The organism is Chroococcidiopsis cubana SAG 39.79 (assembly GCF_003991895.1).
GTDB classification, from domain to species: Bacteria; Cyanobacteriota; Cyanobacteriia; order Cyanobacteriales; family Chroococcidiopsidaceae; genus Chroococcidiopsis; species Chroococcidiopsis thermalis.
On sequence record NZ_RSCK01000122.1, the window covers coordinates 1 to 15,026 of the forward strand.

The following is a 15,026-nucleotide window of genomic DNA, read 5'->3' on the forward strand; positions in this document are numbered from 1 at the left end:
CCTTGTCTCCCCCCTCTCCCTTGTCTCCCTTGTCTCCCCCCTCTCCCTTGTCTCCCTTGTCTCCCCCCTCTCCCTTGTCTTGCTGCCAAACCAAGCCTTAACTAGAAAGAAATAGGTGCGATTGCTGTCGGCATTGGGCGATCGAGTGAGCCATAATAACTGTTGTCATTTTTGTTTGGAGCAAAGGTAGTTTGACGCGATGAAGACTGTTACTACTGATTCGCCTACTTTTGAATCTAATCCTTCCGAGCGCCCAGCAGTCATCCAAACTTCTCAGTTGCGAAAAGTTTACCGTACTGGCTTTTGGATGAATCAGAAAATTCCCTCGCTCAAAGGTTGCTCTCTAACGGTATATCGGGGCGAAACTTTTGGTCTTTTAGGTCCCAATGGAGCGGGTAAAACAACGCTATTAAAATTATTATTGGGTATTCTTCGCCCCACGAGCGGACAAGGTTTATTATTAGGTCAACCTTTAGGCGATCGCCCAATCAAACAACGCATCGGCTATCTACCAGAAAATGCTTATTACTACGACTATCTAACTGGTTGGGAAGTTTTAGAAATGGCAGCGGGACTGTTCCAAATTCCCCGCAGCGTTCAACGTCAGCGCATTCCTCAACTGCTGGAATTAGTCGGACTGCCTTTAATTGCTGCCCGCAAAAAGCAACTCCGCCAATATTCTAAGGGTATGGTGCAGCGGGTAGGGATGGCACAAGCTTTGATTAATGACCCTGAATTAGTGTTTTTAGACGAGCCGATGTCTGGTTTAGATCCGTTAGGGCGCTACCAGATGCGACAGATTATTCTTTCTCTCAAAGCTCAAGGCAAGACTATTTTTTTCAACAGTCATATCTTGTCTGAAGTCGAGCAAATTTGCGATCGCGTTGCCATCTTATCCCAAGGACATTTAATTTGTAGCGGTTCCCTGGATGAATTATTGGGAACGACTGATGCTTATCATGTCAAAGGCAAAGGTGGTGATGTAGAAATACTCCGCCAATGGTTAACTAATTTGCAAGTAGAAGCTGATGGGACTTGGAAAGGCGAACTTAGCGGCGAGCCCTACGATTTTCTGACAAAGTTACGTTCTCTCGGCGGACAGATTGTTGGCATGAATTTGTCTCGTCCTTCTTTGGAAGAGTTTTTCTTGCAACAAATTTCTGCTACATCAGGGAGCAGGGAGTAGGGAGTAGGGAGCTGGGTGTAAGTGATTGGCAGGCGATCGCGCTGGTAAACTAGCTTAACGTCACCGCAGTTTAACTATTCGATCTATTATGCCTAATTAACCAGAACAGAAGTACTAACAGTAGTACAGCAATTGAAATTCTGGCAATGGGAGCAGTATACCAAACGACAATTTCATAACGCCTACCAAGCAGGTATCCAGCGTAAGCTAAGGCAGTTTGCCAGATTGCCTCACCAGATATGACATGGAATAAGAATGGTAGCAATCTCATTCCACTGATACCTGCTGGTAGCGCAATTAACGTGCGGACGCTGGGGATGGGGCGACTAAAAAAGACTGTTTTCCCACCGTGGCGATCGAACCATTGTTTGGCTCGCTCTATTTCTCCAAAGGACAGTTTTAACCACTTACGGTTGCGCCTAGCAAATACTTTCAAGCGCCGTTCGCCCAAGTATTTACCTGCTAAGTACCAAGGTACGATTGATAGAGTACAACCCAAAACTCCAGCTAAAATCGCGTGTGGCAAGCTGAGCTTGCCTTGTGCAGCTAAAAAGCCCGCGAAGGGTAAAACAATTTCTGGAGGAGTTGGAGCGATTAAGACTAGCAGGAAGATGCCCAGATATCCAAAAGAGTTAATAGCATCCGTCATTCCTTCAAGCATTCGATCGCTTCCTGCTAAATATTATGTTAGTTACTGTTCTAACACCTAGCTGGAAGTCCCTTGACTAGAAGCCGCAATCATTGCTATTTCAATCTCATCTTCAGTAGGTTGTGTGACTTCAATACGTATCCCAGGACCAAAAAAACTTTCCATTTTGTCTTGTTTTTTTTGCCACTGTTCCAGTGTCACGAAAGGAGAATCAAATTCTAAAATTAACCCATAAGCACCATCGATTTGCGTTTCTCGCACGCCCTTAACAATCGGTCTTTCTTCATCCGTTGGCGCAAGTCCCAGCCGTTCTAACGCTGTATCTAAATGAGCTGACTGACCGTAACGATAGCGGGTAATATCCTGACGGACTTGATTTTGAGTTGCTGTAGCTTGCTGTTGGCGCAAAGCAACTACTTCAGGGGAAGTTGGTTGAGTGTATGGCACTGGCTTCAGTTCCGCTGCCGTCAAAGCTAAACCTCCTAATAAAAGGGGAATGCCATAAAAAAAACCCACAAGGTTGAGTGTGGGATTATCAATAAAATAGGCAACGAATCCCACAATTGTAATTAAACCACCAACAACTAAACCTAGCTTTCCTAAAGATACTTGTCGCAACATACACGATCGCTTAACAACTTCTGCTTTATTATCAGCGATCGGGGAGCAGGGAGCGCACGAGCAGTCAATCGTCAACCAACTACCAACTACCAACTACCAACAAATCACTTGTCACTTTTAGCAATTGTTGATGTATTGTCCAATAATTCTACTGCTGCTAAATATTGTGGATCTGCTGCCGTGGCGATTTGGTCGCGACTGAGGCGATCGGTTGCTACGTTAAGATCTGGGACAATGCCCTGCTTGTGAATGTCTCGATGATTTGGGGTTTCGTATTTGGCAACGGTAACAGCCATACCCGAGCCATCCGATAGTTCAAACAAAGATTGAATTAAGCCTTTACCAAACGTCTTTTCACCAACAATTTTTGCTCGTCTGTTGTCTTGCAGCGCTCCAGCGAGAATTTCACTGGCGCTAGCCGTACCGCGATCGACTAAGACGACTAGGGGGTCGTGAGTTAATGCCGAGCCAAAAGCTTCAAAATTTCCTTGGATACCTTGGCGGTTAACCGTATAGACGATTGTGCCTTCATCTAACCACAGACGGGCAATTTCAATTCCCGATTGCAATAAGCCTCCAGGATTATTGCGTAAATCCAAAATGTATGCGTCAGCACCTTGTTTTTCTAAATTGGCGATCGCGTGGGCAACTTCTGCTGTGGCGTTGGCATTAAATTGAATCAGGCGTATGTAGCCGATCTCTGCTCCGCTAGGTGAGGTTTGGAGTTGGGCAACTACGGGATTGACAGCAATGCGATCGCGGGCTACTTGGATTTCTTTTGGCGAACCATCCCGTTCTACTATCAGCAGGACTTTACTACCTGCCGGACCCCGCATTTTGGCTGCTGCTTCATCAAGAGTTAATTGGGTAGTCGGGATACCATCGATTTTGAGAATGCGATCGCGAGATTGAATACCTGCTTTTTCCGCTGGAGAACCAGCAATTGGTGCTACGACCTCTAACTGTCCTGTTTTGGAATTGAGGGCAATTTGCAGTCCTACACCCGTCAGTTCGCCAGAAGTATTAACTTGTAAACTACGATACTGTTCTGGTCGTAAAAAGCGAGTAAAAGGCTCGTTCAAACTTGCCAGCATTTTCTCGACTGTTGTATATGCTGACTCTGGGTTGTCAAGGGGTTGTTTGAGTGCTTGTTGCCGTACTGCCGACCAATTTTGATGGTTAAACGTATCGTCCAGATAGGCGCGATTGACAATTCGCCATGCTTCTACTACCACTCTCTGCTCTTCCGTGATGGCGGTAGCTGGCTGAGTCCAAATACTCAACGCTAGCAGAATTGGCATGACCAACAAAACTCCGATCTGGAAAATTCGCTTTGACATCATCAGTTATCAGTTACTCAGTTATCAGTGGAACTAGGGAACAGGGGACAGGGAGTAGGGAGCAAGCAAATTCTGACTTCCGACTTCCGACTTCCGACTTCCGACTTCTTCCAACTGTCCTCTCGACTATGTTACTTTTTTTATAGAATCTGATGCAGTCTGGACGAGCAAATTGTTCGCGATCGCGATTAAGATCGAAATGACTGGATTTCCAGCCATTAAGAAACCTTGAAAAGACGATCCCTGCAAAGACAATCGGGAATTTGAACAGACGCAATCCATTTTTAGGAACTTTTGGTTGATGTTTAGTAAACAGGTAACTGATTCAAAAGCATACAACTGGTTTGAGGAGCGCTTGGAGATCCAGGCTCTTGCTGAAGATGTAACCAGTAAGTACGTCCCCCCACACGTCAATATTTTTTACTGTCTCGGTGGTATCACCCTGGTTTGCTTTTTAATCCAGTTTGCGACTGGATTCGCCATGACTTTTTATTACAAACCGACTGTAACTGAAGCTTATGCTTCCGTACAGTACCTCATGACGGATGTAAACTTCGGCTGGTTGATCCGCTCCATTCACCGCTGGTCAGCCAGCATGATGGTGCTGATGATGATCTTGCATACATTCAGAGTTTACTTAACTGGCGGTTTCAAAAAGCCCCGCGAACTGACATGGGTAACAGGCGTAATTTTGGCAGTAATTACCGTTTCCTTTGGTGTAACGGGTTACTCCTTACCTTGGGATCAGGTCGGCTATTGGGCGGTAAAAATCGTTAGTGGTGTACCAGAAGCGATTCCAGTCGTCGGTACTCTCATTGCTGACTTGTTGCGCGGCGGTTCGAGTGTAGGTCAAGCAACGCTAACTCGCTACTACAGCGCTCATACCTTTGTCTTACCTTGGGCGATCGCTGTCTTCATGCTGCTGCATTTCTTGATGATCCGCAAGCAAGGTATTTCTGGTCCGTTGTAATTACAGTTAGCAGTTAACAGCTATCAGTTGTCACTGTTAACTGTTAACCGATAACTGATAACTGAAACAAAGGAGAACAACTTTAAAGATGGGAACACTAAAAAAACCAGACCTGAGCGACCCTCAATTACGTGCCAAGCTGGCTAAGGGCATGGGTCATAATTATTATGGCGAACCTGCTTGGCCTAACGACTTGCTCTATATTTTCCCTGTGGTAATTTTGGGAACGGGTGCTTGTATAGTCGCTTTGTCCGTACTAGACCCAGCAATGGTAGGCGAACCAGCAAATCCTTTCGCTACGCCTCTGGAAATTTTACCTGAGTGGTATTTATACCCAGTATTCCAAATTCTGCGGTCAGTCCCCAATAAATTATTGGGAGTCGTGCTGATGGCTTCCGTACCACTGGGGTTAATTCTGGTTCCATTTATTGAGAGTGTCAATAAGTTCCAAAATCCCTTCCGCCGTCCAGTCGCAACAACTGTGTTTTTAGTTGGAACTTTAGTTACCTTGTGGCTCGGTATTGGTGCTGCTTTCCCGATTGACAAATCTTTCACTTTCGGTCTGTTCTAATTGTTCAGTTCTGCACTTAATCAAGTGTATTAAGTACAGATTTGTCTTGACACCTGTGGGTTTCTCAAAAAGTGGATCTACCGAATGAGAAACGTTAACAGGTGTCAATTTTAGTTACAGAGACTTGATAGTAGTCGCGATTACAGAATAAAAAAAGAATAAGTAAACATTTATTGAGTTGGCAAGCAATTAACATCGGATCGCGGTCAAGCCGTGGCATGTTGGAGCAAAATCATCTGAGGGTGTGTAGCGATTTAAAGTTACTGAACCAGGTACAAGACTGGTTTGAAGATTTTTGTCTTCAACATAGCGGTCAAATACCTTGGTCTGAGGGTCAACTATATCGCTTAAATTTAGCTTTAGCAGAAGGATTTACGAATGCGGTCAGACACGCCCATCAAGCCCTACCGCGAGAAACGGCAATAGATATCGATCTGTTATTATGGAGCGATCGCATTGAGATTAGAATTTGGGATCGGGGTCAGCCTTTTAACCCCGATGCAATTGCCGAACCTAAACCAGGAACCTTACAAGAAGGAGGCTATGGCTGGTTTCTATTGCGGCGCTTAGCAGATCGAGTCGTATACGAACGGGCTGCTGACGGCAGAAACTGCTTACTAATTGTAAAAAGCGATAAAAACCGCCAAGAAGTTAAGACATAAATCGCGCAGGGTAATTGGTATTGTGTAATTAATGACAAATTTTTTACAATTCTCCTACTCCCCTGTACGGGCGGGTTTAACCGTAGAATTGTTTGCTCTTCGATAGGTGTGCTGAAAACCCGCCCCTAAAACTCCCGACCCCTAGCTATCCTAGAGGCAGAGCAGCTTAATAGAAAGAACATGAGCCTCAAGTCTTTTCAACTTAGTTTTTCCCGCCTCTCCGGTTGGCTCACCCTATTCCTCTTCATCTGGTTATTGGGTGCGGTAGGTCTTGGCTGGTTGGTCAACTCATTTCTAATTTTAATGGGACTGCTGTTGTTGGCTCCCGCGATCGCATTCGTCTGGTTTCGCTGGTGGCTGCAACGCAACCTCGTTCAGTCTGAATGTCCGGTGTGTAGCTACGAACTAGCAGCACTCAATCGTACCCAACTTCAGTGTCCTAGTTGTGGCGAACTCTTGAAAGTAGAGCAAGGCAAGTTGAGTCGCTTAACACCTCCAGGGACGATTGACGTGCAAGCCGTGGAAGTCGCAGCCAGCTCGGAAGAGTGATAATTCAGTTGTCAGTGTAGAGACGTTACATGTAACGCCTGTACAAAGTTATCAGTTGTCATTGGTCGTGAGTGCAGTGTTAACCAATGACAAATGACGAATGACAAATCTATTCACCTTTTTTCTGAGAGATTGAAAGGGTATAGGGATATTGTCCTTGAGTGCGATCGCCAACGTATAGCGAGTATTTTCCTGCTTCCCAGTAACCTGATATTTCGGGAGCTTCTCCTGCTGCTGTATCTGCCAGTACGCAAAAACGTCGTTTTCCTGGTCCTTCAATCAGTAGTGTAGGTTCTCCTTCGCTCTGTACTTGTAGCTTGAGATATGGTAAAGGTTCTGGTACTTGTAGCACCTGACTGGGAGTCGTACTGATGTTACCGCAATCGCTGTTTTTTTCTCCTCCAGATCTACCTTTAACAACTAAGGGGTCTGCTTCTAATTGGGGGGGAACTTTTACCACTGCTTCCTGAGCGAAAGTTGTAGCTGCGGTCGCACAACTCATAATTAAAACGGAAGGTAGTATATTCCACTTTATTAACTTGTACATAGTAGCTTGCTTTGTCATTTTATTTATCCATTATGGACTTTAAATTACTAGGTTTAAACCACCTGAAATGCAGGTCATTTATTTGCTTTTCGAGAATCAAATGCTTGAATCTACTGCAACTATCACAAGGCTGAATCTGTTACTACCTCATAACCTCCGCCGCTAAATCTGCATCTTCCGATAGAGTTATAGCTGTAATTTGCAATTAATTTACAGAGACGGTTGAACTGCTATTGAATCTAATTATAACAATTGAATTTTCTCAAAAACTTGCGTAATTTCTCCATTTTTTGGGCGGAAAACCATTCATAACAAACATATATAGTTGTTTGTCAAGTTTTCCTATCCAAGTCAGTGTGTAGTTGTGCTTTGCATTAGCTACAATCGCCCTAATAACAGTGAGCAGTGAGCAGTGACTAGTGGCTGGTGGCTAGATGCTTCCGACATGTGACTGGTGACTCGTGACTTGTAACCGCTCACCACTCTCTTACTTTTTGGTAAAAGCATATGAATCCTCAATCAGATCGAGATTTGCAACAACGCTTAGAACAACTAGAAAGAGAAGCTAATTCTGCATCTGCGGAGGTGACAAGACCGCAGCCTGCAACACCTCAAATAATACAAGAGACAAAAATCGCTGCTAGCGAGCCATCGCCTTTGGGACAGTTTTTTAACTGGTTTCGTAATCTATCGAGCGTCAGCAAGCTTATAGTCATAAGTGTTGGAGCTGTATTTGGAATTGCAATTCTCAGAGCGGTGCTAAACCTAGTAGCAGCTGTCATCAGCTTAGGAGTGCTGGCATTGGTGTTGTATGTGGGATATCGGTTTTTTGTCAGTCGAGCTGAAACAAATAACCGATAGCTTGATGCCCGCGATCGAGGAGTGAAAACAAAGATAAGGGGAACTATTAAGATGGCGAATTCAAGTGTGAGGAGAAATGCCAATCGCGCTCGTCGTTCGGTGCAGGCGAAAAGCAAACCGCTACCATTAGCAACTAGACGCTTTGCCGCGTGGGCAGTAGAAGTATCGCTCGTTGCACTCAGCGGACTGATACCCTATAGCTTGGGAGAACAAGCAAAATTAGAGCCATCGGGGGAGCAAGTTACCCCAAATCCAGTGGTCGCCCTCACTCAAAAAGCGATCGCCAGTACCCTAACTATATCCACCGAGCCGAGCGATCGCCGTCTCGTCACACCCCTGACGAATATATTTTGGTCTGTCGCTGTCGTCACTCCTTTGTTAGTAGGGGGATGGCAGCTGTATTTGCTGGGAAAAACAGGCAGTACTCTACCCAAGCGCTGGTTGGGGGTACGGGTTGTTTCTGCTGCTGGCACGGTTCCAGGTCTATCGCGGATCGCGATCCGAGAAGCTTTGGGAATGTGGGGCTTACCACTCTCCGTAGCCTATATTATGTGGCGGGCGACGGCTTTTCCTCATTTGGGCATATTTTTCGGCTTGTCTTGTTTCTTCGTACTAGGTGAAGGCATGACTGCCCGTTTTCACCGTCAGCGTCGCTGTTGGCACGATTTAATTGCAGGCACTTACGTGGTAGATGCCAATCGCGCTATGACTATTTTGCCTGGGACTAGAGCGAAACAGTTAATAGGGAGTAGGGAGCAGGGAGCGGGGAGTAGGGGGCTTTATAGTAGTCCTTCGCCTCGGTTACAGCCTCAGCCATCAGTTGGTAAATCTGTCACCACTAAACCAAAAGTGCGGCGTAGTTGGTGGCAATTGATGCGCCAACATCCTAATGTGTTACTATTTTTAGCTTTTTTGTCCTGCATGGTGGCAGTATTAGGAACCTTGATTGGAATTCAAATCTACATTCAAGCGCAAAAATACCAGCGGCAGTTAGCAGAGAATAAAAGCACGCAGTTTCTCACTCTAATTCAACACCTAGATGCTCGTGGCACTACCCTGAGCGATCGCCAAAGGGCAATTTTAGCTTTGGGTACGATTGGCGATCCGCAGGTACTTCAGTTACTTGTCGATCTGCTCGGACAAGAGCAACGCCACGAGATTATCGGCACAGTACAGCAAGCTTTGGTTAGTTCTGGTTCCGCTGCTTTGCCATACTTACAGCGCTTGAATCAATCGATCGCAAATGAAATAGCTGCCGGACGTTATAGTAGTAGCCCTACCGAATTAGCTAAACGGACGCAACAATTGCAAGCCACTCAACAGGCGATCGCTAAAATTCTGGCAGTTTATGGTGGTAGGTTACAGGGCATAGATTTGAGCCGCGTTAATCTCGCTCCTAGCACCAGTCAAGATCGGGCTTTTACTCTAGAGCTAGAACGAGTCAATTTTGCTGGCGTAGTATTCAAAGGCGCTAATCTGAACCGTGCTACTTTACCAGCCAGCCAGTGGCGTGACGCTGGGGCAGATCGGCACTGGGATACTTTTGACGACGCGATCGCCAATTTGAACCATGCCCAGATGAAGGGTGCTAACCTAACTAAAGCTAATCTCAGCCGCGTACCGATGGAACGGATCGAGCTGATGCAGGCAAATCTCAACCAAGCCAATTTATCTGCTGCTAGTCTCGGTCATGCTAATCTCAGTAGCGCCCAACTCGTAGGGGCTAATTTACAAGCAGCAACTCTCGTAGATGCTAGCTTGACAGGAGCGAACTTAAGTACGGCAAATTTGTCTGATGTTAATTTACACGCCGCTCGTTTGAGCCGCGTCAGCGCTTTAGGCACGCGCTTGCAGTCAGCTAATTTGACCAAATCGAATTGGCAGGGGGCAGATTTATCGAGTGCGGATCTGAGTAAATCCAATCTCAGTCATGCTGACTTGAGCCTAGCGCGTCTCAGTAGCAGTAATTTAAGTCATGCCCAAATGCAAAATATCAACCTGCGTCAGGCAGATTTGCGAATGGCAGATTTGCGCGGAGCAAATTTAGCAGGAGCTGACTTCCAGGGGACGATCCTGTTTAGTCCTCAACCTCCGGCATCAAGCGATCGCTTCATTGCCACGCCACCAGAATATACTCAAGCAGCAATAGTGCAGGGTGTAAATTTTAGCCAGGTGAAAAATTTAGATGCCCAGCAGATTGCTTATATTTGCGTTTACGGAGGATATCATCCACGTTGTCCTTAGCGCTCTATTCTTCTGCAACAAAGCGAACTTTTGCAGTTTGACCGACTAATAAAGCTTCCTGCGGGTTTTGAAATTGTACCTCGACTATATGAGTCCGATCTTGTTCTGGAATCGGATTAATTGTCACGACTGTTGCCTCAAATTGTCGGGCTTCAGCTGCTTTGCCTAGTTGTACGACTGCTCTTTGTCCTAAACGTAATGTATTAATTAAACTAGTACTAATAGAAACTCGTACTTTTAAAGATTTTAATTGCGCTAATTCTACTAAACTTCTACCTGCGTAGATGCGATCGCCTACAACTACGGGCAAATTGACAACAACGCCTGTTGCTTTAGCCGTGACTGGAAACGATTCTGTGAGAAGATCTGATTCTTTTGGTAACAAAGAGCGCTGCTGGTGAAGCAGATTTAGCCTCTGAGTTGCTTGACGAGACTGCGAACGAGCAAGTTGTATCTGTCCTTCGATCGCAGCAAGTTGTTGTTGGTGTTCGAGTAGCGTTAGTTGTTTGCGAAGTTGCCACTGTCGGCGTTGTTGTTGCTCAATTTCTTGTAGGATTGCGCCTGTTTCTGCTTTAACTAAATTTGTTTTAGCGGTAGCTAACTTAGCTTGCGATCGCTCTATTTCACTTGAGGATACTGCACCCTGACTAGCTAATTTTTTGAGGCGATCGTGCTGCATTGCTGCTCTTAGGTATATGCCTTTAGCTTTTTGGACAACATCTTGCTGTTGTTGCCATAATTGTAAATTTAATTCAGTCTTACTCAGATGTATTTCTGTGTCAAATAGCTTTCCAATCGTACTGATTTTACGCTTGATAAGCGATGCTTGCTGATGGAACTGCGCTATTTCCTGAATCACATCCTCCCGCTGTTGCCGAGCTTTTTCAATTTCTAGATTAGCGTCAAATCGCTCCTGTCGTAACCGATCGAGCTTTTGTCTATCTGCTAGACTTTCCAATTTTAATATTGGTTGATTAGGCTGAATGCGATCGCCAATATCGACATAGATTTCTTTAATAACTGCTGCTGTACTAGCAGAAACCTTCATTTTTTTGGCTGGATAAACTGTACCAGTAAACTCTAAATTTTCCACCGGGATATTTTGTTTGATAACACTTGATGATGCGAATGAAGGTCGGTTATTTTGGCAAGTAAGATAAATGACTGAAGTTAAGCCAAACGCATAAATTGATAGCAATAATGATTCCCGCAAGCCGATATCTTTAAACCAGTTAAAAATGAGGCGATCGCTATCATTCTGACTAGAATTTTGTTGGTATTGATTTAAAGGGTTTTTTCCAAATAAAAGCATTGTCTGACGATAACCTGTGACGTTAATTATTTATCTCTAATATTTGACTGCAATAAAAACTGATTTATTACATAGTTTTAATATAGATAAGCAAGTTTTATTGTGAGTGGGCAATGCCCACTCTACACTCTCTTTCAAAATGTGAAAGTCAGACCATTCTTAGCCCCCCTTAAAAAGGGGGGTTGGGGGGATCTTCTATGGCAAGTTTTATTGTGAGTGGGCAATACCCACCCTACACTCTCTTTCAAAATGTGAAAGCTAGACCATTTCTTCGCCCCCCCTTTTTAAGGGGGGTTGGGGGATCTTTTATGGCACAGTTTTAGTGAAGTTGTAAATCAATTTGTGTAAACTTAACTAACTACCAGAGAACTACGTAGAATTTCGGATCTATAACTTAGTGGAACTAAAATCAGTATGGCCTAGGTATTTAAAATCACAGTGTAAATTCACACTCACTTGATTCAAGACTATAGAAACTTGTCATTTTAATAAACACCATCAACAAAATAATCGTATTTTTACTGATATCGACGCTCTCATTCGCTCCACAAACAACTTATGTTGCATGGCGAGGGTGAGCGGTCAACTACCAACTACTGACTACCAACTACCATAGAATTACAGAAATTGTTGGAGGTTTTGCCTCATGACCGCCCCCCTGATAGAGTGCCAGAATTACATCAACGGTCAATGGGTTGCCGCATCAGGTGAAACTCTAGAAAGCCGCAATCCCTCTGATTGGCGTGACGTAGTAGCAACTTTTCCCCGTTCCAGCGCTGCTGATGTCGATGCAGCCGTAGCAGCTGCCCGTAAAGCCTTTAAATCTTGGCGACTCGTACCTGCTCCCGCCCGAGCCGAAATAATTTATCGTGTAGGAGAATTATTGCTCCAACACAAAGAGAAACTCGCTCAACTCATTAGCAGGGAAATGGGTAAACCCCTGACAGAAGCCCGAGGAGACGTGCAAGAAGGCATTGATTGCGCCCTCTACATGGCAGGAGAAGGACGAAGGATGTTTGGGCAAACTACCCCTTCAGAAATGCCCAATAAGTTCGCGATGACAATGCGGATACCTGTAGGAGTTTGCGCCCTCATCACTCCCTGGAATTTTCCTGTGGCTATTCCTTGCTGGAAAGCTTTTCCCGCTTTGATTTGCGGTAATACAGTCATTCTAAAGCCAGCGGAAGATACTCCAACTTGCGTTCATTATCTCAGCCAGTTATTTCACAAAGCAGGCTTACCAAATGGCGTTGTTAATATCGTGCATGGTTTGGGAGAAGAGACAGGACGGGCGTTAGTCGAACATCCTGACGTAAATTTGGTGTCGTTTACCGGATCTTCGGAAACGGGGGCTGAAGTGGGTTCTGTTTGCGGACGCACTCACAAGCGTTCCTGCTTGGAAATGGGAGGTAAGAATGCTCAAATCGTGATGGCAGATGCCGATTTGCAACTGGCTTTAGATGGGGCTGTTTGGGGCGCTTTTGGCACTAGCGGGCAGCGTTGTACTGCTACGAGTCGGCTGATCCTCCACCGCGATATTAAGGAAGAATTTACTAACTTGTTGTTAGAAAGAGTTCATCAGTTACGATTAGGTCTTGGTACAGATCCGCAAACTGAAGTGGGACCGCTGATTAATTCTGCCCAATTGCAAAGAGTGAACCATTATTTAGAAATTGCCCGTGCTGAGGGAACAAAAGTATTAACTGGTGGGGAGACAGCTAATACGGAAAATCTCGCACATGGCTTTTTCTTTCAACCGACAGTATTAGATCGAGTCACGCCAGAGATGCGCGTAGCGAAAGAAGAAATTTTTGGTCCTGTAGTGGGGCTAATAGAAGTTGATTCTTTTGAAGAGGCGATCGCGATTCTCAACAACACCCCATACGGTTTATCTTCTTCGGTTTATACCCGCGATGTCAATCTAGCGTTTCAGGCAATGCGCGATATTGAAGCTGGAATTACTTATATTAACGGTCCTACAATTGGGGCAGAAGTCCATTTGCCTTTTGGTGGTATGAAACAGACGGGAAACGGGCATCGGGAGGTGGGAACTGCGGCTTTAGATGTGTTTACGGAATGGAAAACTGTTTATGTAGATTATTCTGGGAGTTTGCAACGCGCCCAAATTGATAATCGCGATTAAGCAAGTCAAAAGTCAAAAGTCAAAAGTTAAAAATAGATGTGATTGTCAAACTTTTAGCGACTGAATAATGTTAGCAAACCCGAACCTACTGTATTTTTAACATTCTGGCTAACCTGTTGCGTGCTGCTGCTTGCAAATCGATGATTCTATCTGTTTCATCGACAATTTCCCCTGTAAGGATTTCTAATACGTCTTCGAGAGTGACAACACCGGAAACCGTGCCATATTCATCGACGACGACGACGAGGTGATTGCGGCTTTTTTGAAATGCTCTCAACAAGCGATCGGCATGAATCGTTTCTGGCACAAATCGAACTTTACGGGTGAATTCAGCAATTTTACGCTCGCGCTTTCCTTCTACCATTGCGGTCAGAAGTTCGTCTTTTAAAGTAACTCCAATAACTCGATCTAATGAATCTTCTATAACAATAATTCGCGTGTGCTGAGAATTAATTATGTCCACTCGGCTTGCAGCTAGAGTCAAATCACCTCGTAAGTAAGTTAAAGCTGTTCTAGGAGTCATTAAATCGGCAGCCGTGAGGTCGTTTAGCATAAACACTCTCTGAATCATTTCGGCTTCATCATCTTCAATAATTCCCTCTTGATAGCCAATCTTGGCTAGTAGCATGATTTCCGATTCATTTGTAGTCGGCAGTTTTTCTTTGCGGGTAAAAGGTGCTGTGACTTTCTCCATAATCCAAACTAAGGGAGTGAAAATAAAAGTCAGTGCAGTCACAGGTAGAGCAGCAAGGAGCGCTAATCTTTGAGAATATCGTTCACCTAAAGTTTTGGGAATGATTTCACCAAAAATGATGATGAGAAAAGTCAAAAGTCCAGAAAAAACCCCCAATAAAGTGTTACCTAAAACTGTCTCGGCAATGCGGGCGATCGCAATACTACCAACAATATTAAAAATATTATTTAGAACCACGATTGTCGCGATCGGGCGATTCATGCGATCGCGAATTGCTAGTAGTGCGACTGCGGCAGGATTTTTTGACTGTGCTAGCTGTCTGGCTTTAAGTGTAGAGACAGAAAATAAAGCGGCTTCTACGCTAGAACAGAGGGCAGAACCAGAAATGACGATCAGTACGGCAACAACTAAGGCAAGCATGGCAAAATTGAGAACTCAGAATTCATAATTATTAATTTAGAAGTCATCGTAGAGGTATCGGGCTTATGGTGTATCTTTTGTCAAAAAGAAGACAGAATCAGCGATCGGTGACCAGTTATCAGTTATCAGTGAAAAGTGGTAGTTGGTAGTTGGTAGTTGGTAGTTGGTAGTTATTCCCTGATCTATGCTGGGGTGGTGGGTGGATTCCTGGCGCAAAACTTGCTGCTGTTCGTCCTATTTTACGAAGTCGAGCTAAT

14 protein-coding genes are annotated in these 15,026 nt (G+C 44.7%); 8 read left to right on the top strand and 6 right to left on the bottom strand.

What is annotated here, in order from left to right; genetic code table 11:
* Positions 1-199 precede the first annotated feature (199 nt).
* The gene (locus tag DSM107010_RS33325; protein ID WP_106169348.1) at positions 200-1,186 is read left to right on the top strand and encodes an ABC transporter ATP-binding protein; all 987 of its coding nucleotides are present in this window, start codon (positions 200-202) and stop codon (positions 1,184-1,186) included.
* A gap of 70 nt (positions 1,187-1,256) precedes the next feature.
* On the opposite strand, the gene DSM107010_RS33330 is transcribed toward DSM107010_RS33325, so the two are convergent.
* The 3 genes from DSM107010_RS33330 to ctpA form a co-directional block, all read right to left on the bottom strand.
* Positions 1,257-1,847, bottom strand: a complete 591-nt coding sequence (locus tag DSM107010_RS33330; RefSeq protein WP_015156075.1) for a DedA family protein — start codon at positions 1,845-1,847, stop codon at positions 1,257-1,259.
* 45 nt (positions 1,848-1,892) lie between these two features.
* Entirely contained in the window at positions 1,893-2,456 is a 564-nt protein-coding gene (locus DSM107010_RS33335) for a DUF2854 domain-containing protein (protein WP_041463346.1), read from the bottom strand.
* A gap of 104 nt (positions 2,457-2,560) precedes the next feature.
* Positions 2,561-3,796, bottom strand: coding sequence for a carboxyl-terminal processing protease CtpA (gene ctpA, locus DSM107010_RS33340; protein WP_199755939.1), 1,236 nt, complete (start codon positions 3,794-3,796; stop codon positions 2,561-2,563).
* 301 nt (positions 3,797-4,097) lie between these two features.
* Here ctpA and petB point away from each other — a divergent pair, with 301 nt between their 5' ends.
* From petB to DSM107010_RS33360, 4 genes are all read left to right on the top strand, one after another.
* Positions 4,098-4,766, top strand: a complete 669-nt coding sequence (gene petB / locus DSM107010_RS33345; RefSeq protein WP_015156072.1) for a cytochrome b6 — start codon at positions 4,098-4,100, stop codon at positions 4,764-4,766.
* 88 nt (positions 4,767-4,854) lie between these two features.
* On the top strand, positions 4,855-5,337 hold the full coding sequence (gene petD / locus DSM107010_RS33350; protein ID WP_015156071.1) for a cytochrome b6-f complex subunit IV: 483 nt from the start codon (positions 4,855-4,857) through the stop codon (positions 5,335-5,337).
* A gap of 218 nt (positions 5,338-5,555) precedes the next feature.
* Positions 5,556-5,999 (top strand): ATP-binding protein, encoded by a 444-nt coding sequence (locus DSM107010_RS33355; RefSeq protein ID WP_015156070.1) that lies wholly within the window; start codon positions 5,556-5,558, stop codon positions 5,997-5,999.
* A gap of 180 nt (positions 6,000-6,179) precedes the next feature.
* Positions 6,180-6,548, top strand: a complete 369-nt coding sequence (locus DSM107010_RS33360) for a hypothetical protein (protein ID WP_015156069.1) — start codon at positions 6,180-6,182, stop codon at positions 6,546-6,548.
* A gap of 109 nt (positions 6,549-6,657) precedes the next feature.
* Here the strand turns inward: DSM107010_RS33360 and DSM107010_RS33365 are convergent, their stop codons facing one another.
* The gene (locus DSM107010_RS33365) at positions 6,658-7,113 is read right to left on the bottom strand and encodes a hypothetical protein (RefSeq protein WP_015156068.1); all 456 of its coding nucleotides are present in this window, start codon (positions 7,111-7,113) and stop codon (positions 6,658-6,660) included.
* A gap of 489 nt (positions 7,114-7,602) precedes the next feature.
* Here DSM107010_RS33365 and DSM107010_RS33370 point away from each other — a divergent pair, with 489 nt between their 5' ends.
* On the top strand, positions 7,603-7,956 hold the full coding sequence (locus DSM107010_RS33370; protein WP_015156067.1) for a hypothetical protein: 354 nt from the start codon (positions 7,603-7,605) through the stop codon (positions 7,954-7,956).
* 51 nt (positions 7,957-8,007) lie between these two features.
* Positions 8,008-10,200 (top strand): pentapeptide repeat-containing protein, encoded by a 2,193-nt coding sequence (locus tag DSM107010_RS33375; RefSeq protein ID WP_106168719.1) that lies wholly within the window; start codon positions 8,008-8,010, stop codon positions 10,198-10,200.
* A gap of 4 nt (positions 10,201-10,204) precedes the next feature.
* Here DSM107010_RS33375 and DSM107010_RS33380 read toward each other — a convergent pair whose 3' ends face one another.
* Positions 10,205-11,512 carry an efflux RND transporter periplasmic adaptor subunit gene (locus DSM107010_RS33380; protein WP_106168718.1) on the bottom strand — a complete coding sequence of 436 codons (1,308 nt, stop codon included), beginning with the start codon at positions 11,510-11,512 and terminating at the stop codon, positions 10,205-10,207.
* A 646-nt stretch (positions 11,513-12,158) separates the two neighbouring features.
* On the opposite strand from DSM107010_RS33380, the gene DSM107010_RS33385 reads away from it, so the two are divergent.
* Complete coding sequence (locus DSM107010_RS33385) at positions 12,159-13,655, top strand: aldehyde dehydrogenase family protein (RefSeq protein ID WP_015156064.1); 1,497 nt, start codon at positions 12,159-12,161, stop codon at positions 13,653-13,655.
* 85 nt (positions 13,656-13,740) lie between these two features.
* Here DSM107010_RS33385 and DSM107010_RS33390 read toward each other — a convergent pair whose 3' ends face one another.
* Positions 13,741-14,769, bottom strand: coding sequence for a hemolysin family protein (locus DSM107010_RS33390; RefSeq protein WP_015156063.1), 1,029 nt, complete (start codon positions 14,767-14,769; stop codon positions 13,741-13,743).
* Positions 14,770-15,026: the final 257 nt, after the last annotated feature.

Excerpts from the sequence above, each read along its gene's own strand:
- DSM107010_RS33325 (WP_106169348.1), top strand. The coding sequence starts at position 200 with ATGAAGACTGTTACTACTGATTCGCCTACTTTTGAATCTAATCCTTCC.
- DSM107010_RS33360 (WP_015156069.1), top strand. The coding sequence starts at position 6,180 with ATGAGCCTCAAGTCTTTTCAACTTAGTTTTTCCCGCCTCTCCGGTTGG.
- DSM107010_RS33390 (WP_015156063.1), bottom strand. The coding sequence starts at position 14,769 with ATGCTTGCCTTAGTTGTTGCCGTACTGATCGTCATTTCTGGTTCTGCC.
- ctpA (WP_199755939.1), bottom strand. The coding sequence starts at position 3,796 with ATGTCAAAGCGAATTTTCCAGATCGGAGTTTTGTTGGTCATGCCAATT.
- petB (WP_015156072.1), top strand. The coding sequence starts at position 4,098 with ATGTTTAGTAAACAGGTAACTGATTCAAAAGCATACAACTGGTTTGAG.
- DSM107010_RS33380 (WP_106168718.1), bottom strand. The coding sequence starts at position 11,512 with ATGCTTTTATTTGGAAAAAACCCTTTAAATCAATACCAACAAAATTCT.
- DSM107010_RS33365 (WP_015156068.1), bottom strand. The coding sequence starts at position 7,113 with ATGACAAAGCAAGCTACTATGTACAAGTTAATAAAGTGGAATATACTA.
- DSM107010_RS33385 (WP_015156064.1), top strand. The coding sequence starts at position 12,159 with ATGACCGCCCCCCTGATAGAGTGCCAGAATTACATCAACGGTCAATGG.
- petD (WP_015156071.1), top strand. The coding sequence starts at position 4,855 with ATGGGAACACTAAAAAAACCAGACCTGAGCGACCCTCAATTACGTGCC.
- DSM107010_RS33330 (WP_015156075.1), bottom strand. The coding sequence starts at position 1,847 with ATGCTTGAAGGAATGACGGATGCTATTAACTCTTTTGGATATCTGGGC.
- DSM107010_RS33370 (WP_015156067.1), top strand. The coding sequence starts at position 7,603 with ATGAATCCTCAATCAGATCGAGATTTGCAACAACGCTTAGAACAACTA.
- DSM107010_RS33335 (WP_041463346.1), bottom strand. The coding sequence starts at position 2,456 with ATGTTGCGACAAGTATCTTTAGGAAAGCTAGGTTTAGTTGTTGGTGGT.
- DSM107010_RS33355 (WP_015156070.1), top strand. The coding sequence starts at position 5,556 with ATGTTGGAGCAAAATCATCTGAGGGTGTGTAGCGATTTAAAGTTACTG.
- DSM107010_RS33375 (WP_106168719.1), top strand. The coding sequence starts at position 8,008 with ATGGCGAATTCAAGTGTGAGGAGAAATGCCAATCGCGCTCGTCGTTCG.